Origin of the sequence: Arthrobacter sp. ov118, assembly GCF_900116495.1 — a bacterium.
Taxonomy (GTDB): Bacteria; Actinomycetota; Actinomycetes; order Actinomycetales; family Micrococcaceae; genus Arthrobacter.
Window position 1 is genome coordinate 240,444 of sequence record NZ_FPAY01000005.1, and the last position, 23,448, is coordinate 263,891.

Here is a 23,448-nt window from a genome sequence, read left to right on the forward strand (position 1 = left end):
CGCTCAAGATTGCGTCCATGGGCGACTCGCACGAGGAAATGCTTCGCCACTACGAGCCGGGCGGACTTCTGCCGCGAATCGTGGCGGGGTTGCAAGCTCTCGGCAAGGACCTGGACTCGGTCACGCACGAAGATCTCGCGCCGGCCGACGAGTTTCATTCCGCGGGACGTTCGGCCACGCGCGCATTGTTGGAGCTTGCAAAGATTCCGCCAGGATCGCGAGTGCTCGACGTGGGCAGCGGGTTGGGCGGCCCGGCGCGTTACCTCGCCGCAACTTTGGGTTGCGACGTGACAGGCATCGACCTCTCGCCTGAATTCTGCGGGGTGGCCAGCGCCCTTTCTCGGATGACGCGGTTGTCCGATCGCACCCGCTTTCAGGCGGGTGATGCCCTGGAGCTTCCGTTCGCCGCGTCCAGCTTCGACGTGGTGTGGACGATACAAATGCAGATGAACATCCGGGACAAGCGCCGCCTGTATTCCGGAATCGCCCGGGTACTCAGGCCGGGCGGGCTGTTCGTCTGCCAGGAAATCTGCGCGGGGAACGGTGAGCCGATCGAGCTTCCGGTCCCATGGGCGAGCCGCCCCAACCAGAGCCACCTGGCCGATGCGGAATCCCTCCGCGGGTTGATCCGCGGTGCAGGTCTCCTCGAGCGCACCTGGCGCGACATTACCGCCGACGTCGTGGCGGCGCGCAAGGCACAGCAGGCGAAGGCGCAAGCGTCGGGTGCGAGCGGCTCCAGCGCCCCTCCTCCGCTTGGAATGCATCTCGTGCTGGGAGAACAGGCAGCCGTCAAGATGAGTAACTCCGGGCGCAACATCGACGCCGGGCGCACGGTGTTCATCCAGGGCGTATTCGACAAGCCTGGCTAGTGGTCCGATCCGATGATCCCGCTGGAAAACTCTGTCGAAAGCACGGGCGCGGCGAATCTCCATTGATCGTCCGGTCAAAGGGCACATTCGGTCACGACGACCGAAACTCGCCCGCTGAGGGATCCCCTTACGGACAGCAAGACCATGGCAGAAGCCGACTTGATGTGTCTCGAAACCTGAGTGCCTCAAATCCCTAGGGTTATGAGACGGGCAATAGTTGGGGAGCCAGGTTTCGGCGCGTCGCGTTGCAGGGGTGCTAATGATTTCCTGCTTGACGCGTCTTCCTAAGGTGGTCTCCACCAGCCAGAAGTTCATTCAGTCCTGGGAAGACCTCAGCCTCGATATCTGGGGCCCCCGTACCGGTAAGTCGACCTCCCGGGTTATGCCCGCAATCCTGGACGCACCCGGCGCCGTGGTCTCGACCTCGAACAAGCGTGACGTTGTGGACGGCACCCGTGGCGTCCGCGAACTCACGGCCCCGGTATGGGTGTTCGATCCGCAGAAGATCGCGCAGGAGGAAGCGCAGTGGTGGTGGAACCCGCTCTCCTATGTCACGGACGAAGAGAAGGCGTACAAGCTCACTCAGCACTTTTCTGTTGGATCACGGGTCCCGGTTTCCAAGCCCGATGCCTACTTCGATCCGAAAGCCGAAGACATCCTCTCCTCGTACTTCCTCGCGGCCGCACTCGGTGGGCTGCCCATTACGCAGGTCTACCTGTGGGTGACGGAGCAGGTGAACCGGGAACCAATCAACATACTGAAAGAGCATGACTACGAGCTGCCGTACAAGGGCCTGGAGTCCACGCTGGAACTTGCCGACAAACAGCGCGACGGTATCTTCGGCACCGCCGAGAAGATGATCCAGTGCCTCAAGTCCAGGAACACGCTGCGCTGGGTCGCTCCGATGGGTGGGGCGACGGTGGCCACGAATCCCGCCGGCAGTTCAACCCTCACGTGTTCGCCGCCTCACAGGAGACGATCTACATCCTCTCCAAGGAAGGTGCCGGCTCCGCTTCCCCCCTCACCACAGCATTGACGGTGGCCATCGCGGAGGCGATGGAGGACCGGGCCGAACGCAGCGGCGGCCGCCTGCCCAAACCAGCACTGTTCGCCCTCGATGAGTTGGCCAACGTCGTCCGCTGGGCAGCCCTGCCGGACCAGTTCAGCCACTACGGCTCCAAAGGCCTGATCGTCATGGGCTCCTGCAGTCCTGGTCACAGGGCGTCGAACTGTGGGGCGAAGCGAACATGCGGAAAATCTGGTCGGCCGCCAACGTCAAGGTCTACGGCGGCGGCGTCGCCGAAGAAGGATTCCTCCGGGCACTCTCGGGCCTGATCGGGGGCTACAGGTACACCAACGTCTCCATCTCCTCGGGCAAGTCCGGCTCCAGCCGCTCCCGCCAGGAGGGGAAGGAACGCATCTTCGATGTCTCCAACCTCGCCGAACTCGACCGCGGCCGCGCCGTGGTCCTGGCTTCTGGTGCACCTGCCACACTGGTCCGGACCATGCCCTGGTACACCGGTCGGCACAAGGAAGCCGTGGAGGTGTCCATCAAGAAGTACAGCCCCCGACGGGAGGAACCGGAGACCGGCCCGGTGCCCTCCCCTCCGGTCGCTAATCCTTGGGTCACCGGGTAAGGAAGCAATCAGCCATGGCAGATGATTTCAGATTGTTCGATACGGACACCCCCGCCCGCAACCCCGGCACAGGCGAGGACGGCAAGCCGGAGAAGGCACCGGAGCTCGTCTCCGGCACGGCCGAAGAATTCCTGCATGAGCAGCTGCTGCCGACATACGTCCGCAGCGTCACCGGAAAGACCGCGAAGTGGTGCATCGAGTGGTACTTCCACCCCGAAGCCGTCTCCCGCGTGGCGGCGCTCTGGCGTTCCTGGGAGCACCTGCGCCTCGATGCTGCCACCGGCATGAGCGTCTGGTGGCGGGACCACGCAGACCACCACATGCGGGTCCTGCTCGACCCGCACGGACCGTTCTATAACTGCGACATGAAAGAACATCGCGACCCCTACCATCTGGAACCAAAGAAAGCACCTGATGGCTGGTTCCGCGACGCACGGACGCCAACGTCTTAGACAACAATGCTCACGAAGAGGGGGACCGCCAGGCGGTCCCCCTCTTCCTTCCATGACCTATCTAAACGCCGCAAGATCCGCTCCGGAAAGGTGGCCTGACCTGGGCTGGGACTGAAGTCCGGCGACAGACCGGCCACGGTGTGGGTGGTGATGTTTTTGGGATTCAGAGTGCGAAACCACTACGGTTGCTGACCAATGGTAGCTTTTGACGAATCATCCGATCAGTCGCGGTCCGCGTCACCGCGTGGACCGGTCTTCGTCGATGCCTCAGGTCGGCGCCTGCGGCGGGTCAAGCTTATCGGCCTCGGGGCCCTCGGGCTCGTGGCGGGATATGTCATCCTCCTGCTGGTGGCATTCATTGGCGGCTCCAATGTCGCCGCACCTTTCCTCCCTCTGCCGGCCGCTCCGGCGGCCCGCGACCTTCCGTCATCCCCAGTGGCACCGGCCTCTCCCGCAACTAGGCCCCAAGCTAGCGAACCCCGATCGGCCGAGCCCGCAGCGCCAGCCGCCGTCCTGGCCCCGGTGGCTCCGGCTTCGGCCGTTCCGCTGGCACCGCCGATCGATACTGCCGCAAGGCAGCCTGCGGCACCCCTTGCCACTCCTGCGGCGAGCACGGCGCCGACAGCGCCGGGCAAGAGCGGGACGGCGCCGGGCAAGACCACGCGGCCGTCAGCGCCGCCGCACCCGTGAGGGTTCGTCGCCCGGGCAAGGGTGCTGTTCCCGACAGTGTAAGGGCTCATTGGTTCATCCTCATGGCCGTCCTGTTCGCGCTGGGTGTTGCCCTCGCAGTGCAGGGATACATGCATCACCTGGCTGGGATCGCCAATGATTCCGTTCCCGCGGGCGGCTCCGCCGGTACGGTCCCGGACGCGGTGTCCCACGGCGGCCCTGTGGTCGACGCCCGGGGCGGGGCCGTCCGCACCGTGGGCCCCGAGCACCAGACGCTAGCCTTGACATTCGACGACGGCCCGGACCCGGTCTGGACGCCTCAGATCCTCGACGTCCTCCGGAAGCACCATGTCCATGCCACGTTTTTTGTGGTCGGTTCGGCTGCCATCGACCATCCCGACCTAGTCCGCAGCATCCTCGCTGACGGCCACGAGATCGGCGTCCATACGCTGACCCACGCGGACCTCGGAAGTGCCCCGGCTTGGCGCCAGCAGCTCGAGGTGCAGGGGGCCCAGCGCGCGATCGCAGGCATCACGGGCCGCGCTGCGACGCTCCTGCGGCCGCCGTACAGCTCTGAGAACGACGCCGTCGGGGACGGCACCTGGTCAGTGATGCGCACAGCCGCAGACCAGGGTTACCTCACCGTGCTCACCAGTAAGGACAGCGAGGACTGGCAGCGGCCCGGCGTCGCCACGATCCAGCGGAACCTTGCCCCGTCCGGCCCGCAGGGCCAGGTCCTCCTGATGCACGACGGCGGCGGCGACCGGGACCAGACGGTCGCCGCGCTCGATTCCGCCCTCACTAAGTTCACGGACCAAGGATTCCGGGTCACGACGGTGGGCGACGCCGTCGGGATTACGAGCATGCGCGACGCGTCGGTGGGAGAGCGGATCAGCGGAATCGCGTTGGTTTGGGGGATCCGGCTCAGCGACTTCGTCATCACCGCCATCTCGTGGGCCCTCGTTGCGGCCGGAGCCGTGACGGTCATCCGGGCCGTCCTCGTGGTCGGATTCGCGGCGCGCCACAGGAGAGCGGCACGCCGCTCCCAGTCGGCCGGCCGCAGCCGGCGCCGGGTGGACGTGCCGGTCCGGCATGAGATCACCGAGACGGTCAGCGTAATTGTCCCCGCGTACAACGAGTCGGCCGGCATCGAAGCTGCGGTTCGATCCATCGTCGCCTCGACCCACCCGGTTGAGATCATCGTGGTCGACGACGGGTCGACCGACCGCACCGCAGAAATCGTGGAAGCGCTCAGCCTGCCCGGGGTCACGTTGATCCGGAAGGAGAACGGCGGCAAGCCGTCCGCCCTGAATGCCGGGCTTGCCGCCGCGAGCCACGACCTAGTGGTGATGGTCGACGGTGACACAGTCTTCGAACCGGAAACGGTGCATGCCCTCATACAGCCCTTCGCCAACCCACAGGTGGGCGCAATTTCGGGGAACACCAAGGTCGCCAACCGCGGAGGAATCCTCGGGGCCTGGCAGCACATCGAGTACGTCGTTGGCTTCAATCTGGACCGCAGGCTGTTCGACGTCGCGGAGTGCATGCCGACCGTCCCGGGGGCCATTGGTGCCTTCCGCCGCGATGCCCTACTCCGTGTTGGCGGAGTCAGCGACGACACGCTTGCCGAGGACACGGACTTGACCATGTCTCTGTGCCGCGACGGCTGGCGCGTCGTGTACCAGGACGACGCGAGGGCCTGGACCGAGGCACCCGAGAGCCTCGAGGCGCTCTGGAAGCAACGGTACCGCTGGTGCTACGGCACGCTTCAGGCCATGTGGAAGCACCGCGGCGCGGTCGTCCAGGGCGGAGCGGCCGGTAAGCTCGGGCGGCGTGGCCTTGGCTACCTGCTCGTACTACAGGTGTTGCTGCCACTGTTCGCACCGGTGGTGGACGTATTCGCCATCTACGGCCTGATCTTCCTTGATCCAGTCCGGATCGGAATGCTCTGGCTCGTCTTCCTTGTCGTTCAATTCCTCATGGCTGCCTACGCGTTCCGCCTCGACAATGAACGGCTTCGCCCGCTGTGGACGCTTCCTCTTCAGCAGTTTGTCTACAGGCAGCTCATGTATCTGGTCGTGATCCAGTCGGTGGTCACTGCCGTGGCCGGTGTGCACCTGCGGTGGCACCGAATGGAGAGGTACGGAAGTCTGCGCGTCCCGCCCGCCCGGATCCAAGCGTAGGGCCTGCAGGCATTCCCAAATTTTGCTGAAGCGGAACCCGACGGTGTCACAAACCGCCCTAGCTAGCGGGCGGGCCCGCTCTTGGCCCGTTCCGCGCCCACGGCTGCCCCCGCGCGGGTCTTTTTGGCTTTGGCTGCGCCCCTGCCCGCGAACGCCGCGTCGATGTACGCCGTGAGGTCACTCTCGCGGACCCGCCACACACCGCGTCCACCGAACTGCCCTGCAGGAAGCTCACCGCTTCGCACCAGCGAGTAAACGAGGGATCCTTTTGCATTCAGGACCTTCTGAACCTGCTCGAGAGTCAGCATCCTGGGGAACACCGGTCCCGTCGTCGGCGCAGGGTTCTCTTTCCCGTCCTCTGTTTGTTTCGGCATTCTCAATCCACCTCGTTCCGGTGTCGTAGCTCGTCCTTGGTGCGCTGTCCGCGGCGGAGGGATCCGGCCGCGTTCAACACCGCATTGCGCATCGTGATGCCTGATCGGGTCTTGGGTACGAGGAGGCGCGATGCGATGCCGGCGCCCCGTTGTAGCGGTCGGACGTGTTTGCGGTGCGTGTGTTCATAGCCGGCGAAAGCGGCGGTGTGGTCATCCGGGTGGGCGGCAATCGCGTCGGCGAGGGTCTTGGCACCGACGATCGCGCTGCTGGAGCCTTCACCGAACAGCGAGATGCAACTCGCCGCGTCACCGAGCAGCACCACGCGGCCGGCAGTCCACTGCGGTACGTCCACGCGGGTGACGGCGTCGAAGTACCTATTGCCGGACGCGCCCCATTCCTCGAGCGCGAGCGTGGTGAGCCATCCGCCGCCAGCGTAGGTGGACTCGACGAGGCGTCTGCCTTGTTCCGCGTCGCGGTAGTCGAAATCGTGCTGCCCACGGAAGATGAATGCGAACCCGGGCTTCCCACCTGCCGGATGGATGGCCAAGGAGGTTCCCGGTTCGTTGTACAACAGCACGGTGCGCGGATCCTCGATCGGAGTAGGGGCGCGCACGGTGCCCACGAACATGCCGAATGGGCGGGAAAAACGTTCCTCGGGGCCGAATGCCAAACGCCGAACGGTGGAGTGGGCTCCGTCGGCTCCGACGACCAGGTCGAAGCGCCGGGAAGGGGTCCGCTGAAACTCGACGTCGATTCCGCCGCCGTCCTGGTGCAGGGCAGTGATCGAGTCGTCCCGGATGATGAGGCTTGTCTCCTGGGCCTTCTCGAGCAACAGGCTGACGAGTTCATTGCGTGCGACCTCGACCTCTTCGCGGCGGTCGACGCGTTGGCGCGTGCGGATCGTGGCCTGTGGCCGCCCGTCGGCGTCGACGAAGACCAGGCGTTCGACACCGGTGGCGGCCTCCGCCAGGCGCGGCCAGATGCCCATTTGCCGTGCAATAGCGACCGCTGCTCCGCGTACGTCGACAGGGTTGCCACTGGATCGTGTGTCGGCCGCTCGTTCCACAATCGTGACCGACCAACCGGCCTTCGCCAGCCAGTACGCGGCGGTGGAGCCGGCAATTCCGCCGCCGGAGACCAGTACGCTTCGATCCACCATGCCCCCCATTCAAGCACTCAACACCAGAGGTAAGTCCGCATCGCTGGGGATTCCACATCGGGAACCCCTCTGGATCGAGATGCGTTCTCGGACGCATCTGCCTTACTACCTGAATTCCCGCCCGCACAAGTTCCCTCGTGCGGGCGCCGGCGCTGTGGTTTGGTTGCGCATCGATGAGCACGGCGATGGCCCGAGAGAGGCTGCGCACACGCATCTGGACCCCCGGACCGGGCTCGGTCGTGGTCCGGCAGACCCGAGTCGCGTCTTCAGCGGCAGGAACGTCCCGGAACTCGAACGCCGCGGGGTGCGTGTGCACAGCATCCCCGGGGCATCGCATTCGGCCTGGTACGGCCACTCGACGCATTCGTCACGGTGCTTCCCGAAGTGTTCCGCTAGGGATCCCCTTGAGGCACGTGGCATATCTCGCCCGCAAGCATCGTCCCAAAAGCCGTTCCCTTTACGGATAGCGCGGCCGTGCAGACGACTTTGGACATTTCGTGCAGACGAGTTTGGAAAAGGACATCTAGCCACCCCTGCACGGTCCGCGGAAGAGAGCTGCGGTGGAGGTGTGGCCGGTGTGACTGTGCCTGCAGGGGAAGGCCTCGTGTGCTCTCGCCTCGGGGCCCCGACCAAGAGATTGTTCGACAAATCACTTTTATGCCGCGGGTTCCGCTACCCTCATCGGAGGACTAGGGGAAATTATGCTGGAAATCGCACTGACCTGCACAAACGCAACCTTGAGCGTGGACGCGGAGGACACATTCCATCTGAGGTGGACGCCGGGTTCCACGGTCTCGGCAGCCGACGCCGACGCCGTCGTCGCGGCCGTGCAGGGCGTGACCGGAACCGGTCTGCAGCCGATGCTCGTCGAGGTTGTCGACGTGTGTATGAGTCCAGGGGCGAGAGCGACGCTGTTGGGGACGCGCTTCGTTTCCGCCGTGGCACTGGTGGGGGCCACGGTGGTCGACCGGGTGATGGCCGCAGCCTTGCTGCGTAAGCAGGAATGTCCCCACGGATATTTCACTTCCGTGGATGCGGCCAGGAAATGGCTGAGTCAACTGCCTGGCGCCCATGCGTTGGCAGGATCCTCCATTTAGCTGCGGGCCAACTGCCGGTGCAGTGGGGCCCAGCTGTTAAGCACCGCGCGCCTGCCTGAGAAGGATCGGCGCTGGGTGGTCGCCGCAACCGTACAGTGAACATATTTCGTCCACCGTCGACTGCGCCTCAGAGAGACGCCGCGGCGCCCGATCTACGATTGCGGCGTGCACTCAGCGATGGAAGAGCCCATGAATGAGCCCGCCCGGGACACGCGGCCCGGAGCCGGAGATGCTGTCTTTGTGCCGCGGCGGGTCACCGGGGCGGTCCTGGCAGGCGTCGTGCCCGGGCAACCACCGGCGGTCGTGCACCGCGCCGCAGAACTTGCGTTGACCCTGAACGTCAAGCTGATCTGTGCCTACGTGGACATTACGACCTATCTTGCCGGGGAGCCGGAGAACGGGCTGGTTGACGACGTTGAAGCCACCAGTGCCGGCATCCGGGAACGTCTCGGGAACATTCTGGATGGCACCGGAGTCCGTTGGTCCTTCCTGACGCTCACGGGGGAACCAGCCCGGGCACTGGGCCAGTTTGCCGAAACTGTGGACGCCTCCGTCATCGTCGTCGGTACCCGCGAACGCCGTCTGGGAATCCGGCTGGAACAGCTGCTCGTCAGTTCGGTCGCGGTCGAGCTCACCCACCGCCAGCACCGGCCAGTTCTGGTGATCCCACTCCCCCGGCAGGTCCCCCCGGGCACCCTCACCGGCTAAGCGCTCCGGTTTCGGCCGCCACCTTTGTGAAGGGACGGCTGAGGGGACGGCGACTGTGCGCCTCAGTCTCAGAAGGCGGATCACCGCCCCAGTCGATTCGGCGGCTCGCGTTGAGCGGGACAGGGCCCGGCGTTCTTCCCGCCGGGGCGGCATAGACGCCACGCCCTATATCTGCGTTGACGGCAGGCGTAGTCTGTACGGAATTCATCTTCATGAAGCCAGACAGGAAGGGGGGCCTGCAGAGCATGAGCATTAAAGACGGGTGGGACCGGCTCGATTCGGAGACCCGGACCTGGCTCCTGGAAAATCCGGGATGCCTGATCCTGCCACGTACCATGTCGACCAAAATGATCGAGGAAGCCGCCGGGGACCTCGAGAGTGACCCGCACGGACAGATCGTACTGTCCCAGGCTGACCACGAATTCATCCGGGAAAAGGCGGAGGCTGCCGGAACAATCCGCGTCCACCCATCGGAACACCAGTTCTTTGACACGGCACCCTTGCCTGATATCAGGACAGCGTCGGCTGGAAGGCATGCCGCGGCTCCGCCCGATGAGGCTCTGTAGGATCCAGCCGTTGCGACCGCTGCCCCAACCAACTGACAGGGCGCATGCGCGCGGTCCTGGACGACCTGGCCAGCGGACTCCCGCGGAGGACGTGGCCGCTGATCCGAGCAGCCTCCCTCTCTCCCGGTCGGATCACGCCCGCGAAGTGTTAGTCAACGAGATCGGCGGGGGCCGACCGTCGTGAGAGCAGAACGACCAGTGAAGTGTGAGGCACCGGGTTCCCCGCCGGGCAATCAGGATCGGCGGGTAGGGTCCTCGGTTGGCGGTCCCGGATCCGGCACTGGACCTGGACCGGGCCGTACGGGGGACGTCGGGTCCGGAGAATCAGGATACGGCTCCGGACCCGCCGGCGGTGCAGGGGGCGAAGTCGGATCGGGGGAACCCGGGGCAGGAACAGGCTCAGGGGGGAACGGGGCTGGTTCGCGTTGCGGCGGAATGGTCATGATGTTCCCCTTCAGCTTCTGGCCTTCTCCGGATAGTGGCTTCAGGCTACGTCTCAGCTTTCCGGAAGAACAGACCAACAGAAGTGTGGATCGCAGCGATAAGCGGCGTCATTCTCGCACCGCTACATGTCATCGGACAGGTAAGTGCCTCGGTCTTTCGCACGCATGCGCAAGGGTCGGAGGACCCATAGGCTGCGTCCCTCCCGGCGGATAGGTTAGGAAGGCGGACGACGTCGTCCGCCGCGGCTGGTGCGTTCCGTCGGGCCGAACAGACAGCAAAGGGTGAAGAAAAGCACATGGCAACTGGCACAGTGAAATGGTTCAACTCCGAAAAGGGCTTCGGATTCCTCAGCAACGACGACGGCTCCGCAGATGTCTTCGCCCATTACTCCGCCATCGCCAGTAGCGGCTACCGCTCCCTGGAGGAGAACCAGAAAGTCCAGTTCGACGTCGTCCAGGGCCCGAAAGGTCCCCAAGCGGACAACATTCACCCGCTCTAGATCCCACCGCCCGGCGAGAACCAGCGCGATCCATGGCGGTTGCCCGGGAATGCATGCGGAGCATATCGCTGGCAGAAACCCCAGACAAAGTTGTCGGGCTTCTGCGGGCAGAGTGCCTTTGAGCAGCGGGAACGGACACCGCACCCATGGGACAGGGGCCGGTTCCATGCTCACCCTCACGGCAAGGAAAACCGAAGGTTCAGAGCCTAGGGTTTCCGACGTGGCACAGCAGCCCAGTCAGGGGCACGCCACAACGTCATTCTCCCCTCGGAATGACGATGCACAACCCCAGAGACCGGCTCCATCTTCATTTATTGGATGGAGCCGGTCTCCGTTCACCGAGAACCACGACCCCACGGGACGTTCCTCGACCCCCGCAGCCTCGTCCCAGACATCCCCGCCATAGGGAACGGGACTGCCCCAGGTTTTGTTGACTCTCGGGGTTTAGTGTTGTCAGGCGGCTTTGAGGCCGGTATAGATTGTCTCAAACTCGACCGGCGTTAGCCGTCCGAGGCGCCGCTGACGGCGTTTCCGGTGGTACGTTTTCTCGATCCACGTCACCATGGCCAGGCGAAGATCCGCCCGCGTGGACCATCGCTGGCGATCCAGAACGTTCTTCTGCAGGAGCGAGAAGAACGACTCCATGGCGACATTGTCGGCACACGCCCCGACGCGTCCCATCGATCCTTTCAACCCGTTGCTCTTCAGCGTTCTGACGAAGGCATGGGAGCGGAATTGGGAGCCGCGATCACTATGCACGACGGTTCCTTCCGGATCCCTGAGTGCGATCGCGTTGTGCAGGGCCGAGACGGCCAGGGACGCTTTCATCCGGGAATCGATGGAATAGCCCACGATCCGATTTGAATAGACGTCCTTGATCGCGCACAGGTAGAGCTTGCCCTCATCGGTCCGGTGCTCGGTGATGTCCGTCAGCCACAGCCGGTCCGGCGCCGTCGCGGTGAAATCCCGCCTGACGTGGTCATCATGCACGGGCGGGCCGGCCTTGCGCGTCAGACCGCGTTTCTTGGCAAACACGGACCAGATCCGCTGGCTGCTGCACAGCCGCGCCACCCGGTTCTCTCCGGCACTGAAACCCTGGTCTTCAAGCTCGTCTGCGATGAACCGGTACCCGAACGCCGGATCGTCCCGGTGGACATCCAGGGCCGCGTTGACCACGTGCGCGTCAGACCAGTCGCGCTCCGAGACGGGACTGGTCTTCCACGCGTAGAAGGCCTGTTTGAAGAAACCCAGCACCCGGCAGGCCACCGCGACGGGAATTCCGTCCGCGGCAAGGTCAAGGACCAGCGGAAACTTCATTTTGGGGGCAGCTCCCGGGCGAAGAACGCCGCTGCCCGGCGCAGAATCTCGTTCTCCTGCTCCAGCAACCGGATCCGCTTCCTGGCATCCCTGAGCTCCGCGGCTTCCTTCTCCGTCACTCCGGGACGGGCGCCGTCCTCGATGTCGGCGTTCTTCAGCCAGTTGTGCAGGGTTGCTTCGGAAATCCCGAAGTCTTTGGCGATCTGCGAGATCGGCGCTTCGTGCTTGCGCGCCACCGCGACCACGTCACGACGGAACTCAGCGGGGAAAGGCTTCGGCATGTGAACATCCTTGCTGCAAGGAACGAATCCTCACAAGTCAGGAGTCAAGCAAACCCGGGGCAGTCCCTTGCAACCACATCCAGGCGAGGGGGCATCATGGACAAGCCCGACAACACGGCGGCGGCCACCGGCGTAAAGCGCGGGGCGTACAAGCTCGAGGCCGACGAGGGGACCGCACTGTGGTTCACGAACGCACTGGTCATGGTCAAGGCAGGCGGCCCCGAGACGAAGCAGCGGCTGACCGTTGTAGAGATTTTGCATCCGGCCGGTTACTCTCCGCCGATGCACCGGCATTTGGTTGAGGATGAAGCCTTCTACATTATTTCGGGTACGGCTCTCTTCGAGAGCGACGGTGAGCGCTTCACCGTGCAAAGGGGTGATTTCGCCTTTCTTCCCCAAGGTTCCACCCACTCGTTTTTGGCGGGCCCTCACGAGCCCTTCCGCTGCCTGGTGATCACCGTGCCGGCCGGCTTCGAAACCTTCACCGCCGAGGCGGGAGCGCCCGCAGCGCGGAGGGAACTGCCGGAACCCGCCCCTATCGACGGCGACGTACTGGCCAGCATTGCCGCCCGCCATAACATCGAGATCTTGGGACCGCCGCTTACTCCTTGACCTGCCCATTCTCGGTGCCGATGGCATCCAGCATCTCCTGCACTTTTACCTTGTCAGTCGTATCCGGGTCCAGCCACCGGGCATACATACTCGGCGGAATGATGACGGGAGACCTGTCATGGACATGGCCGAGAGAATCATGCGCCGTCGAAGTTTCTGTTGTCACAAGGGCAATCGTCCAGCACCGCTTACAAGCGAGCCAAACTGGGTGGTCGACGCACACAGCTAAGTCGGCCTTGTTCGGCCCGTCCCACTTCCTTGGCAGTTGTCATGCTGGCACTCTTCGGCGAGATGGAGCGGACCTACGCCGCCGAACGGGCCTCGCATGCGCGGGCGGTGGCATCTGCCAACGGGCGGCGAACGAGACGGCCTTCCGTGATCGATGCCGACAAGCTCGAACACGCCGCCCTGCTGCGGGACAAAGGCTTCTCCATGAAGGAGATCACCGCCAAGACCGGGCTGAAACGCACCACCCTGTACCGGCACCTGCCACCCCGCTCCCCCGCCGCTGACCTGGCAACCACTAGTGCCCCTTAATACGGACTCGTTGAGTTTTGCCCTGACCTATGGCGGAACGCTGGTCGTGGCGCTGCTGATGTTTATCGGGCAACTAACCGCGGTGGGGATTCTTCTGGTTCTTGCCGCGATTACCCGGCTGACGGCATACCCCATCCAGGCAATCGCCCGAGCATTTAGCAGACAGGACCAGTCATGAGAATGGCCCCGGCGCTGGACCTGGTTTTCTTCTCAAAACCCGTTCCGGGGTGCTGAACGGACTGTCCCGTCGGGCACGTTGCTGCACGGTCGGCGATCCCCGCAGCCCGCGAGCCGAAGACAGCGTCGACCCCGGCATGCGTGGCATCACTATCCCCCGCAAGGTCATGAAGGGCGGCTCGCACCTCTGCGCGCCGAATTACTGCCAGCGATACCGTCCGGCCGCGCGGATGCCGCAACACATCGATACGTCCACATCACACCTCGGATTCCGGTGCGTGCGACGTCCATGACCGTCCAACCAAAGACCCAGAAGAGAGAGCGGTGCTCGAGTGTCGACGTCAAGTTCTCTCCCCCGCGTCGGGTGCAGAGTTCGCCGCGTGCGGCGGCCGTGGCGAGAGCCTTGTTCGCTCTGCTCTTCGCCACATCCCTCGTCCTCCCTGCGGCTGTCGCTACCTGACGAGCGGGAAACCAACGCCGATTGGCCAGGTACTCAACGGTCGCGGCTATCTCACACGCAAGCAGACGCTGGAGATCATCGATTATGAACGGGGGCTGGATCAGCCAGGCGAAGGACCTGCCGAACACCAGCTGAAGCGTGCCAGCCCCGCCATGCCCGGCTCGAATCTCCACTCCTTCCAGACACGTGAACAGACTCTTTTCCTTTCCCACCGGCCAGCCGCAGCTAGGGTGGGCGGTGGGAAAGGAGAGATAATTCTGGGCGGATCTACCGCCATTGCAACTCCTGAAATGCTCAGGTGTTGCGACGATCGTTAGAATCCACCCCCTCCCCAATGGTCCTGATTCGGGTTGACATACTCAGCAGCTGACGGGCGCAGACCAGTGCCCGCCCTAGCCGGCCGCGGGCGAGAAGTCGAACAGGTCTTCCCCGCCTCCGTGCACTACGACGCAGGTCGACTCGGGTATTTCCCGCCACGCCCCGCGCAGGTCCCCCAGAGGCTCGGAGACCACCAAGCGTGCATCATCAGAGAGCTCATGGAGCATGGGGTTGTCCGGGTATTGGGCGCGGAGTGTCGCGACGTCAGTGCTGTGGAAAAGCGACCGGGACCGGCCTTCGCTGGAGTAGCGGAACGCCCAGGTGGTGTCGCCGTCGGTGGTTGCCACAGTCATCTGAAGCGGAAAATCGATGCCGTGGCGCCGGCCGACCTCTTCAATGAGCCCCACCGCGGCAGCGACCGCAGCGCGCGGGTCCTGCTCCAGACCGAAGGTGAGCGCGAGGAAGAAGAACAGCTCCGAGTCTGTCGCTCCCTCGATCAGCGGAAAGAGCGAGGGCTCGACGGCGAAGGCCAAGTCGCGCTTCATGGTCGGAAAATCCGTGAGGAGCCCGTTGTGCATCCACAGCCAGCGGTTGTGACGGAACGGATGGCAGTTGGTCTGTTGGACTGCCGAGCCGGTCGTGGCACGGATGTGCGCGAAGACGCGGCCGGACGATGCCTGGGCGGACACTTCGCGGAGGTTGCGGTCGTGCCAGGCCGGCTCCGTGCTGTGGAACACCCCGGGGGTCGGCGCGGAACCATACCAGCCGACCCCGAAGCCGTCGCCGTTGGTGGTCGTGGCTCCCAGGCGTGAGTGTTTGCTCTGCATCACGAGCGAATTGGCGGGTTTGTACAAAAGCTCCTCAAGCTTCACCGGCGAACCCGAATACGCAAGCCAACGGCACATGGCGTCCTCCTCTGCTTTGGACTGCAGTCCATCACGCGTACCGGGCGCGCGCATCATCACCCTGGGGTGATTCGACGTCGAAGCTGCAGCCACGTTAGGGCCCCGCGAACCATTCCCGGGGCTGGACCAAGGACATGACAGGGACGGCCCGTTCCGACGCTGCCCGAGCCCACGATCAGCACTTGCTCTGGCGTTTGCTGCCGCGTCTTCTCTCTTCAGCCCGCCCCAGGATCACCTCCGGCAGGTGAGGCGCCGGCGCGGCACTAAGCCAACACGGTTGGTACCTGCCAGTGATCGGGCTGCCGAGGCCGCGTCGTCTACTTTGCGGGGCCTTCCGCCGTGGCGGTTGTTGGCCGCGGCCGCGGCGAGTCCTGCTCTGGTGCGTTCGATCATCGTGTCCCGCTCCAGCTGCGCGAATGCGGCCATGATCGTCAGCATGGCGGTGCCCATGGGTCCGTTTGTGTCCAGCCCTTCGGTGAGTGAGCGGAAACCCGCTCCCTGTTCCCGGATAGCCTCGATGACTTCCAAGACGTGCCGGGTGTTGCGTCCCAAACGGTCGAGCTTCCGCACCGTGAACACGTCACCGGCCTCCAGCCGTGCCATGGCCTTGACGAGCTGAGGGCGGTCCATCGTGGGATCCGCTGACGCCGTTGTCGGCAAAGATCCTCGCAGCGATCGGGACTCCCGCCCCAGTGAGTTGCGTCAAGGATGTGGCCTCCGGAATACGCCTCTCGCCGACTTCCTGTCCCAGTGCGGAGCCGGTCTCGGGGGTGTCCCCGAGGAGGACATCGATTGCGGTCAGGCCGGTCACGAGCGTTCGATCTGCCCGTACACGGTGTTCCAATCCTTCTTGACGCTGACCACGGTCCAGCCCAGCTCCTTCGCTCGCGCTATCGAGGCCTCGGCGCCACTCGTGTAGGCGAACTCGCGATCATCGTCGTCATGGTCGATGATCAACGAGAACGTGGCGGACTCGAGCAGCTCGATGTCGACATCGGCGTTGCCGCCCGCAAGAACGGGAAGCCGGCCGGCGTGCGCGAAGATGTGCTCCGGCTTACCGGGCCCGATGTCCAACCCTCCCAGTCCGGCTTCGGCCCTTACGATCCGCCCATCGGTGTAACGGTAGTCGGCTGCCGTGCCAATCACGTTCTCCTTGTAAATCCCCCAGGTCTCTTCCGCGAAGGTGCGCATGAAGTCCCGGCCCCCGCCGGAGCAGACGAAGACACGGAACTCGTGCGCCTTGAGGTATTCGATCAACTCAAGCATCGGCTTGTAGACCAGTTCAATGTAGGGGACATCGAACTTCGGCTGCTTCACCGTTTCCAGCCACACCCGGACCTCCGCGTCGAATTCCGCCGGAGTCGACCCCGCCCACGACCGGCTGAACGCCTTCAACAGGGTGTCGATCGTCGCGGGATCCTGCGTCCCGACACCAGCGAAGAACGCCATATCCTTCTCGAGCAGCGCCTTATACGGCTGAACGCCTGCAAGCGACGGGTCCGCTTTGACCTCCTCGCCCCACCGTCGGAACACGAAGTCGAACTGCGGCGCCAACGGTCTTTCCGACCACAGCGTGCCGTCATTATCGAACGCCGCGATCCGATCCGCCACCTCGACGAACGACGGCCCAGGCGTTGTCGTGCTCGCAACGAAATCGAGCACTGCCTGCTTCGCGGGGCCATCGTTCCAACTCGGCAGAAGCTCAACACTTGTCATTGCCCGTACCCCTTCGCCGGGAAAGAGCCCCGCTACGGCCAAACCGCTGCGCCGCCGCGTCTCAATGTCCAGCATGCTCCACCCGGCAAAGGGACTCACCACCCGGTTCGGATGACCATCCGCCTGCGGGCGGCCGATGCCTTCTCTCGATCCGACGCCGTGTCTCGTAACCTCTGTCTCTCGAAACGCATGCCATGCAAGACGACGCGAAGGCTGGGGATGCGACACCGAGTGATCACAGAACACCGCCACGAAGCGCTGAACTCCACAGCGGTTGCGATCGGCCCTTGGGACAGTCTCACGAACGGCCGTTCACAAGAATTGCCTATCGTCATGCCCGGGGCCCCTCGGCCTATGGGACGAAGCGCTGCCCGGTGAAAACCTTCAGCAACAATATTTCTCAAGGTCGGAGAAGGGGGTCTTGACGTCGGCTTTGCAGCGGGCGAGGGTGCCGGAAAGATTGCCACCGCAACAACACCCCAGGGCGACTGTGTGCAGACGTTCACTGTGTTGGCTCGACGAGCAACTTTCTGATCTCGGTGAGCTTGGCTTCGGACTCTTCGAGGCGCAGGCGGAGTCCTTCGACCGTCTCGGTACTGGTGTCGGCCGCATCGACGGGAGGTGCGGGATTCCTGGGAGACAGGAAGAGGTTGGCCAGGTAGCCGGTGAATGTGCCGAAGATACCGACACCGAGGACGATGATCCATGCCCCGATGACACGGCCCAGATCGGTGACCGGATATTGGTCACCGTATCCAACTGTCGAGATCGTGACGATCGTGTACCAGATGGCGTCCGAGGCGGTCGTGATGTTGGCCCTTGGGGCGCCCTGCTCGACGCGGAGCATGGCGAGGCTTCCGAATTCCAGCACGAAAATGCCCATGACCAGCAGTACGTACAGCGAACTGCCAGCCCGGTCTTTGATCAGCGCGCGGCCGACCGTGCGGATGCCGACCTCGCGGAGCAGGCGGTATACGCGGATCAGCCGGAAAACGCGCAGGATCTTGAATTGCGCCAAAGGCACGCTGGCCAGCAGGTCGGCCCAGCCGAAGTGCTTGAAGAAATAGGCGGCCGCCGATGGCGCGGTGGCGATCCGGTAGAGGAAGTCGGCAACAAAGGTCACGCTGAAAATGCCGTTCATCACGCTGAGCACGGTGTCGAGGGACTGCTCCTGCACGACATACAAGAGCACGAGATTAATGATCGATAGGATCGAAAGGATTCCGATGAAGATCTCGTATCCGATGCTCTTCAGTTCACTGCGTTCCTTGGTCATATGAGGATTCTGGCACGCAAGCAGTTGCGTGGCCGACACTTTTTCGCGCAGGCCTGACAGGGTTTTGGGCCCCTGTTGCCTCAGAGCAATACGTCCGGGAAGCGGGATTCGTTGCCTCTCTAATGAAACCTCCGGGAAGATCAGGCGTGGTCCGCTTCGCTGCTGCGACCACCGACGCCATCGGGCGATCCCGTCCACGCTGGTCCAAGCACCAGGCCGCCTGATTTCAACGGCACCGTCGCCCCGACATGCCCGCAGCACATCGGGTCGCGCGCCAAAGGGCGCTGCTTAAACCACGCCAAATAGCTCTGCGATTCACAGAATTTCCGCGGCAGGGAGCGCCCCCAGAAAGTGTCGCTTCCAACAGACTTTGGGCGAGCGCGCGCGAGAAGCCGCGCCGTTCGGTTGAAGAGGATTCGGCCTCTGCCGATGCCCCCCGAGCGGGGCGTAGTATGAGCCGCATTCCCAGCTGCAGCCATCGAGACAGACGAATGGATACGTGATTATGGAAACTTCACTCGACTCTTTGGGGCCCGTTGACTTTCTGATCGTGGAGTTTCCCAAGGGGGAGTCCAACTTCACCGGCGAGATGGCCGATGAACTGGTCAGACTCGTTGACGCGGGAACGGTTCGGGTCATCGACGTGCTGATTCTCACCAAGGACGACGACGGCGTTGTCGAAGCGATGGAACTCTCCGATGTGGAAGAGCTCGGCGCCCTGCAGACGATCGAGGCCGAGCTGGCAGAGCTGCTGGCGGCGGAGGACGTTGACAAACTCGCCGCCGCGATGGATCCCGGAAGCGTCGCCGGCGTACTCGTCTACGAGAACCTGTGGGCCGCGCCCTTCGCGTCGGCAGCGCGGCGCGCGGGAGGCCAGTTGATCGCAAATGGCCGAATCCCCATCCAGGCCATCGTCGCCTCAATCGAAGCCGATGAGAATTCCGAGACAGAAGGAGAATGACATGCCATTGAGGCCCGCACGAGTTGGAAGAGTCGGCGTCGTCCACGCCCCTGTTGCCAAGGCCGCCGTCGTCGGTAAGGCTGTCTCACCGGGCCCTTCGCCGGTCGCCAAGGCCGCCGTCGTTGGGGCCGCTGTCACACCGGGCCGGCGCAGGCGCAGGATCTAGGTCCACCCGATCGGGGGACGCTGCTTCGCAGCCTGATTCATTAGGAGCCACCCCGTATTCTCGAACCTCCGTCCACTCCCGTCCTCTGGCTGGATTCCATAACATCACGGGTTTGGCCGGGGCCTCCCGGATTACTGGTCCGCGGGCAGGGAACGTGCGCAGCGGAAGCCGATGTGCGAGGTTGCCGTGTCCTCGGCCTGTGGGGAGCGGGCCGCCGGGCGGTAGCGCAGGCAGTACTCCGGGGCGCACAGGTGCGAGCCTCCCTTGAGTACGCGGCGCGGGATGCCGGACCCGGGTTCCGCGCTTTCGGCGGCCTTATCCCGGTGAGGAGTACATGCGCACCCGCTGACCCGGTCGTGGGTCCCTGCTCCTGCGACTGGGTCGTGGCGGGCCGAATAGTAGGTTCTGGTCCATTCCCACACGTTTCCGATCATGTCGATGAGCCCGTACCCGTTCGGGGGGAATGTTCCGGCCTGGGACGTTCCTTTCCACCCGTTCGCGCCCGTATTGAGGTACGGGAAACGTCCCTGCCAGGTGTTGGCCATGAGCACCCCGTCCGGGCTGGCCTCGTTTCCCCACGCATAGGTGAACGTGTCGGATAGTCCGCCCCTGGACGCAAATTCCCACTCGGCTTCGTCCGGCAGCCGTTTGCCGGCCCAGGCCGCATAAGCACCGGCGTCCGCGAAGGAGACCTGCACGGCCGGGTGGTCCTCCCGGCCTTCGATGGAGGATCCGGGGCCCAGTGGCTGCTGCCAGCACGCGCCCGGAACCCAGCGCCACCACTGTCTCCAGTCGCCCAGGTCCACCGGCCCCGGTGAAGGCGTGAAAACCAGCCCGCCCGGGTCCAGGTCCCGGGGCGAAAGGTCGGGAAATTCCGCCGGGTCCAGCGGCCGCTGGGCCACTGTCAGGTAACCCGTTGCCGCAACAAACACGGCGAATTCCGCGTTGGTGACGGGACGCTCATCGAGCTCGAAGGCCGGTACACGGACCCGATGTGTGGGTCCCTCATCGGGGTAGAAGTCGTCCGATCCCATCAGGAACTCGCCGGCCGGAATATGCAGCATCGTCGGCGTTACAGGCATGCCGGGCGTTATCCTTCCCGTTCCGCATGGGCCAGCTGCTCCGTCAGATGGGGACCGGTTGCCGCACGCCATGGCTTGAGCCGATGCTACCTGCTACCGCGGCATCGTTCCAGACGCCGTCCGACGTTCATTGGAACAGGTGTTCCTCGGACGCCTGGCCGTATCCGACGAGTCGAAGCCTCCCGTTCGGGCGACCCGGCAGCCGGAATCTCCCGCTCGCCTGGGCCTGTTCCGCTGATCCTGGTCGTGCTTGTGTCCCGTCTCTGTCGTCCTTGGAACGTTCGCCTTCGTGGGGATCTGGTCGGCCGTGGTCCGGGCGAATGGTTGGCAGCCGGTCTTTGCCGGTGTCGATGAACGCACGGAGCGCGCGCGTGTGAGGGGCGGGCGGTCTTGGCCGCGCGGAGGATAGCCCGGCAGCCGCGCGATGCCCAAGACGGCCTCGACCAGGTTCATTCATAAGCGTGGGACTGAAGGGGAGGCGGATGCGTATCCGACGCCCACGGCCAACAGGTTCATTCCTTTGGGGTGAGGCGGAGGTCGGCGGGGCGAAGCAGAGTTAGTGGCAAGCCACCATAGCAACTATCGAGGGGGGTCCCATGTCAATCAGGGAGTACAAGCCAGGTGACCCGTTCCCGGGTGTGGTCGGGCGGACGGTCGGGGAGTCGGAGCCGGCTTGGCCCGCTCTTCAACGGGCCCCTGAAGGGGCGCCGAACGTGTTGCTCGTCGTGCTCGATGACGTGGGCTATGGACAGATCTCCTGTTTCGGTGGACTGGTCGAGACGCCGAACATCGACCGTGTCGCGGCGAGCGGCCTGCGGTACGCGAACATGCACACGACTGCGATGTGCTCACCGAGCCGGTCGTGCATCCTGACCGGCCGCAACCATCACTCCAACGGAGTCGCCTGCATCATGGAGCTGGCAACCGGCTTCCCTGGCTACCACGGCCGGATGCCGTTCGAGAATGGCATGCTGCCCGAGATGTTGATCGATCACGGCTACAACACGTTCTGTGTGGGCAAGTGGCATCTGTCGCCGACGGAGGACAACTCCCCGGCGGGACCGTTCCACCGCCGGCCTCTTGGGCGGGGATTCGAGCGCTACTACGGATTCCTTGGCGCAGAGACCAACCAGTGGTATCCCGACCTCGTCCAGGACAACGCGCCGGTTGACCAGCCGCGGCTGCCCGAGGACGGTTACCACCTGAGCGAGGACCTGGCGGATCAGGCGATCAAGATGATCCTGGACAGTGAGGCCAACGCGCCGGAGAAGCCGTTCTTCCTGTACTACGCCACCGGGGCAGGACACGCCCCTCACCATGTGCCGAAGGACTGGGCCGACCGCTACCGCGGCAGGTTCGACGAAGGTTGGGACTCCTACCGCGAAACGGTGTTCGCCCAGCAAAAGAAGATCGGCCTGTTCCCCGCCGACGCCGAACTATCGCCACGTGACCCTGACGTCCCGGAGTGGGACTCGCTGAGCGAGGACGAGCGCCGGCTGTACGCCCGCATGATGGAGGTCTACGCCGGATTCGTCTCGCACGCGGACCACCACCTCGGGCGCGTGCTGGACACGATCGAGCAGATCGGCGAGCTCGAGAACACGCTGGTTATGGTCATCTCCGATAACGGCGCCTCGGGCGAAGGTGGCGTGTCGGGCTCCTTCAACGAGATGCTGTTCATCAATCGGGTCCCCGAGAACTTCGACAATAATCTTGCGATGCTCGACGAGCTGGGCGGCACGCGGACGTTCAACCACTACCCGTGGGGTTGGACCTGGGCGGGCAACACGCCGTTCCGCCGATGGAAGCGTGAGACGTACCGGGGCGGGGCGACCGACCCGTTCGTCGTCGCTTGGCCGGCGAGAATCGCGGCCCGCGGCGAAGTCCGCAGCCAGTACGCCCACGCGATCGACCTGGTGCCGACCGTTCTCGACGCCCTTGCTGTTGAGCCGCCGGCCACCGTGCGTGGAATCACCCAGACACCGATCGAAGGGGTCAGCTTCGCCGGCTCCTTCGAAGCGGCAGATGCGCCGACCGGCCACACGACGCAGTACTTCGAGCTGCTCGGTCACAGGGCGATCTACCACGACGGGTGGCGGGCGGTGTGTCCCTGGCCGGGGCCGAACTACACTGAGGCCGCAGCCAAGGGCCGCCGGATAGGTGAGCCGATCACGCCGAAGGTCCTCGAGGAGCTCGACGCGAGCGGATGGGAGCTCTACGACATCACCGGGGATCCCGCAGAGTCATCCAACGTCGCTGCCGAGCACCCTGACCGGCTGCGCGAGCTGATTGCCCTTTGGTGGGAGGAAGCCGGGAAGTACAAAGTACTGCCGCTGGACGGCTCGCTACTGGAGCGTATGAAGACGGAGCGTCCACAGACATCGAGGCCCCGCACCCGCTTCATCTATCGCCCGCACACCTCATTGGTCCCGTCCTTCACAGCGCCCCCCATCTACAATCGGCCCCACTCCATCGAGGCAGACGTCGAGATTCCGGCCGACGGCGCAAGTGGGGTTCTCATCGCGCACGGTGGAGATGCCGGCGGCTACACCTTCTTCGTGGAAGACGGACGCCCGCGGTACGTGTACAACTATGTCGGACGCGAACAGTTCGAGGTTTCCTCGTCCGAACTGCTGCTTCCGGGACGGCATGCCGTTCGCTACGAGTTCGAGCCCACTGGCCAGCCTGACTTCAAGGTGGGCAAAGGAACGCCCGGACGCGCCCAGCTCTACATCGACGGCAGACTCGTCGGGAACGCGGACTTCCCGTACACCACGCCGCTCCTCTTCGAACTCGAGGGCCTCAGCTGTGGCTACGACTTTGGCGCCCCGGCAACCAAGAGCTATCAACCGCCGTTCACGTTCACGGGCACGATCCACTCAGTCACAGTCGAGGTATCGGGCGAGCTGATCCGCGACAACGAGGCCGATATCGCCCGACTGATGGCGCAGCAGTAAGGCGGAAAGAACCAACATGACTGCC

Annotated in this window: 26 protein-coding genes; 17 read left to right on the plus strand and 9 right to left on the minus strand. The window is 64.3% G+C overall.

What is annotated here, in order from left to right:
• Window positions 1-17: 17 nt before the first annotated feature.
• From BM372_RS12105 to BM372_RS12120, 6 genes are all read left to right on the plus strand, one after another.
• Window positions 18-869: an SAM-dependent methyltransferase gene (locus tag BM372_RS12105; RefSeq protein ID WP_143111474.1), complete on the plus strand. Its 852-nt coding sequence runs from the start codon at window positions 18-20 to the stop codon at window positions 867-869.
• 271 nt (window positions 870-1,140) lie between these two features.
• Window positions 1,141-1,905, plus strand: a complete 765-nt coding sequence (locus BM372_RS21065) for a type IV secretory system conjugative DNA transfer family protein (RefSeq protein WP_256214219.1) — start codon at window positions 1,141-1,143, stop codon at window positions 1,903-1,905.
• A 20-nt stretch (window positions 1,906-1,925) separates the two neighbouring features.
• Window positions 1,926-2,204, plus strand: a complete 279-nt coding sequence (locus BM372_RS21265; protein ID WP_371261734.1) for a TraM recognition domain-containing protein — start codon at window positions 1,926-1,928, stop codon at window positions 2,202-2,204.
• The gene (locus BM372_RS21070) at window positions 2,117-2,506 is read left to right on the plus strand and encodes a TraM recognition domain-containing protein (RefSeq protein WP_256214220.1); all 390 of its coding nucleotides are present in this window, start codon (window positions 2,117-2,119) and stop codon (window positions 2,504-2,506) included. The genes BM372_RS21265 and BM372_RS21070 overlap by 88 nt, the downstream gene beginning before the upstream one ends.
• Window positions 2,507-2,520: 14 nt before the next feature.
• Window positions 2,521-2,958 (plus strand): DUF4913 domain-containing protein, encoded by a 438-nt coding sequence (locus tag BM372_RS12115; protein WP_090955535.1) that lies wholly within the window; start codon window positions 2,521-2,523, stop codon window positions 2,956-2,958.
• Window positions 2,959-3,710: 752 nt separating this feature from the next.
• Window positions 3,711-5,810 (plus strand): bifunctional polysaccharide deacetylase/glycosyltransferase family 2 protein, encoded by a 2,100-nt coding sequence (locus BM372_RS12120; RefSeq protein WP_090955537.1) that lies wholly within the window; start codon window positions 3,711-3,713, stop codon window positions 5,808-5,810.
• Between the two features lie 62 nt (window positions 5,811-5,872).
• Here BM372_RS12120 and BM372_RS12125 read toward each other — a convergent pair whose 3' ends face one another.
• Together BM372_RS12125 and BM372_RS12130 are read right to left on the minus strand one after the other, a co-directional pair.
• Entirely contained in the window at window positions 5,873-6,184 is a 312-nt protein-coding gene (locus tag BM372_RS12125) for a helix-turn-helix domain-containing protein (RefSeq protein ID WP_090955540.1), read from the minus strand.
• A 2-nt stretch (window positions 6,185-6,186) separates the two neighbouring features.
• Window positions 6,187-7,344, minus strand: a complete 1,158-nt coding sequence (locus BM372_RS12130) for an FAD-dependent oxidoreductase (RefSeq protein WP_090955542.1) — start codon at window positions 7,342-7,344, stop codon at window positions 6,187-6,189.
• A 701-nt stretch (window positions 7,345-8,045) separates the two neighbouring features.
• Between BM372_RS12130 and BM372_RS12135 the strand changes: the two genes are divergently transcribed.
• The 4 genes from BM372_RS12135 to BM372_RS12155 all read left to right on the plus strand — a co-directional run bounded on the left by BM372_RS12135 (window position 8,046) and on the right by BM372_RS12155 (window position 10,658).
• Window positions 8,046-8,441, plus strand: coding sequence for a DUF7793 family protein (locus BM372_RS12135; RefSeq protein ID WP_090955544.1), 396 nt, complete (start codon window positions 8,046-8,048; stop codon window positions 8,439-8,441).
• A gap of 189 nt (window positions 8,442-8,630) precedes the next feature.
• The gene (locus BM372_RS12140) at window positions 8,631-9,149 is read left to right on the plus strand and encodes a universal stress protein (RefSeq protein ID WP_256214221.1); all 519 of its coding nucleotides are present in this window, start codon (window positions 8,631-8,633) and stop codon (window positions 9,147-9,149) included.
• Between the two features lie 245 nt (window positions 9,150-9,394).
• The gene (locus tag BM372_RS20700; protein ID WP_177235983.1) at window positions 9,395-9,715 is read left to right on the plus strand and encodes a hypothetical protein; all 321 of its coding nucleotides are present in this window, start codon (window positions 9,395-9,397) and stop codon (window positions 9,713-9,715) included.
• 739 nt (window positions 9,716-10,454) lie between these two features.
• The gene (locus tag BM372_RS12155; protein ID WP_090955551.1) at window positions 10,455-10,658 is read left to right on the plus strand and encodes a cold-shock protein; all 204 of its coding nucleotides are present in this window, start codon (window positions 10,455-10,457) and stop codon (window positions 10,656-10,658) included.
• A 453-nt stretch (window positions 10,659-11,111) separates the two neighbouring features.
• On the opposite strand, the gene BM372_RS12160 is transcribed toward BM372_RS12155, so the two are convergent.
• A protein-coding gene (locus BM372_RS12160; protein WP_090955553.1) for an IS3 family transposase occupies window positions 11,112-12,256 on the minus strand; the annotation gives its coding sequence in 2 pieces (ribosomal slippage) (window positions 11,112-11,983 and window positions 11,983-12,256; 1,146 coding nt in all).
• A 96-nt stretch (window positions 12,257-12,352) separates the two neighbouring features.
• On the opposite strand from BM372_RS12160, the gene BM372_RS12165 reads away from it, so the two are divergent.
• Window positions 12,353-12,868 carry a cupin domain-containing protein gene (locus tag BM372_RS12165; protein ID WP_090955555.1) on the plus strand — a complete coding sequence of 172 codons (516 nt, stop codon included), beginning with the start codon at window positions 12,353-12,355 and terminating at the stop codon, window positions 12,866-12,868.
• On the opposite strand, the gene BM372_RS20865 is transcribed toward BM372_RS12165, so the two are convergent.
• On the minus strand, window positions 12,858-13,091 hold the full coding sequence (locus BM372_RS20865) for an SOS response-associated peptidase family protein (RefSeq protein WP_256214222.1): 234 nt from the start codon (window positions 13,089-13,091) through the stop codon (window positions 12,858-12,860). The genes BM372_RS12165 and BM372_RS20865 overlap by 11 nt on opposite strands.
• 47 nt (window positions 13,092-13,138) lie before the next feature.
• On the opposite strand from BM372_RS20865, the gene BM372_RS12175 reads away from it, so the two are divergent.
• The 3 genes from BM372_RS12175 to BM372_RS12185 all read left to right on the plus strand — a co-directional run bounded on the left by BM372_RS12175 (window position 13,139) and on the right by BM372_RS12185 (window position 13,875).
• Window positions 13,139-13,405: a helix-turn-helix domain-containing protein gene (locus tag BM372_RS12175; RefSeq protein WP_177235984.1), complete on the plus strand. Its 267-nt coding sequence runs from the start codon at window positions 13,139-13,141 to the stop codon at window positions 13,403-13,405.
• Between the two features lie 10 nt (window positions 13,406-13,415).
• The gene (locus tag BM372_RS20705; RefSeq protein ID WP_177235985.1) at window positions 13,416-13,583 is read left to right on the plus strand and encodes a hypothetical protein; all 168 of its coding nucleotides are present in this window, start codon (window positions 13,416-13,418) and stop codon (window positions 13,581-13,583) included.
• Between the two features lie 166 nt (window positions 13,584-13,749).
• The gene (locus BM372_RS12185) at window positions 13,750-13,875 is read left to right on the plus strand and encodes an SUMF1/EgtB/PvdO family nonheme iron enzyme (protein ID WP_371261735.1); all 126 of its coding nucleotides are present in this window, start codon (window positions 13,750-13,752) and stop codon (window positions 13,873-13,875) included.
• A gap of 559 nt (window positions 13,876-14,434) precedes the next feature.
• Here the strand turns inward: BM372_RS12185 and BM372_RS12190 are convergent.
• The 4 genes from BM372_RS12190 to BM372_RS12205 all read right to left on the minus strand — a co-directional run bounded on the left by BM372_RS12190 (window position 14,435) and on the right by BM372_RS12205 (window position 18,257).
• Window positions 14,435-15,265: a class II glutamine amidotransferase gene (locus BM372_RS12190; RefSeq protein WP_090955559.1), complete on the minus strand. Its 831-nt coding sequence runs from the start codon at window positions 15,263-15,265 to the stop codon at window positions 14,435-14,437.
• Between the two features lie 231 nt (window positions 15,266-15,496).
• The gene (locus BM372_RS12195) at window positions 15,497-15,895 is read right to left on the minus strand and encodes a recombinase family protein (protein ID WP_143111475.1); all 399 of its coding nucleotides are present in this window, start codon (window positions 15,893-15,895) and stop codon (window positions 15,497-15,499) included.
• Between the two features lie 177 nt (window positions 15,896-16,072).
• Window positions 16,073-17,056, minus strand: coding sequence for an HAD family hydrolase (locus BM372_RS12200; protein ID WP_256214223.1), 984 nt, complete (start codon window positions 17,054-17,056; stop codon window positions 16,073-16,075).
• Window positions 17,057-17,483: 427 nt separating this feature from the next.
• The gene (locus BM372_RS12205; protein ID WP_090955561.1) at window positions 17,484-18,257 is read right to left on the minus strand and encodes an ion transporter; all 774 of its coding nucleotides are present in this window, start codon (window positions 18,255-18,257) and stop codon (window positions 17,484-17,486) included.
• Between the two features lie 505 nt (window positions 18,258-18,762).
• Here BM372_RS12205 and BM372_RS12210 point away from each other — a divergent pair.
• Window positions 18,763-19,218 (plus strand): DUF6325 family protein, encoded by a 456-nt coding sequence (locus tag BM372_RS12210; RefSeq protein WP_090955563.1) that lies wholly within the window; start codon window positions 18,763-18,765, stop codon window positions 19,216-19,218.
• Window position 19,219: 1 nt separating this feature from the next.
• Window positions 19,220-19,384, plus strand: coding sequence for a hypothetical protein (locus BM372_RS20710; RefSeq protein ID WP_177235986.1), 165 nt, complete (start codon window positions 19,220-19,222; stop codon window positions 19,382-19,384).
• 131 nt (window positions 19,385-19,515) lie between these two features.
• Here the strand turns inward: BM372_RS20710 and BM372_RS12215 are convergent, their stop codons facing one another.
• On the minus strand, window positions 19,516-20,466 hold the full coding sequence (locus tag BM372_RS12215) for a formylglycine-generating enzyme family protein (RefSeq protein WP_090955565.1): 951 nt from the start codon (window positions 20,464-20,466) through the stop codon (window positions 19,516-19,518).
• A gap of 713 nt (window positions 20,467-21,179) precedes the next feature.
• On the opposite strand from BM372_RS12215, the gene BM372_RS12220 reads away from it, so the two are divergent.
• Window positions 21,180-23,423, plus strand: a complete 2,244-nt coding sequence (locus BM372_RS12220; protein WP_218160876.1) for an arylsulfatase — start codon at window positions 21,180-21,182, stop codon at window positions 23,421-23,423.
• Window positions 23,424-23,448: the final 25 nt, after the last annotated feature.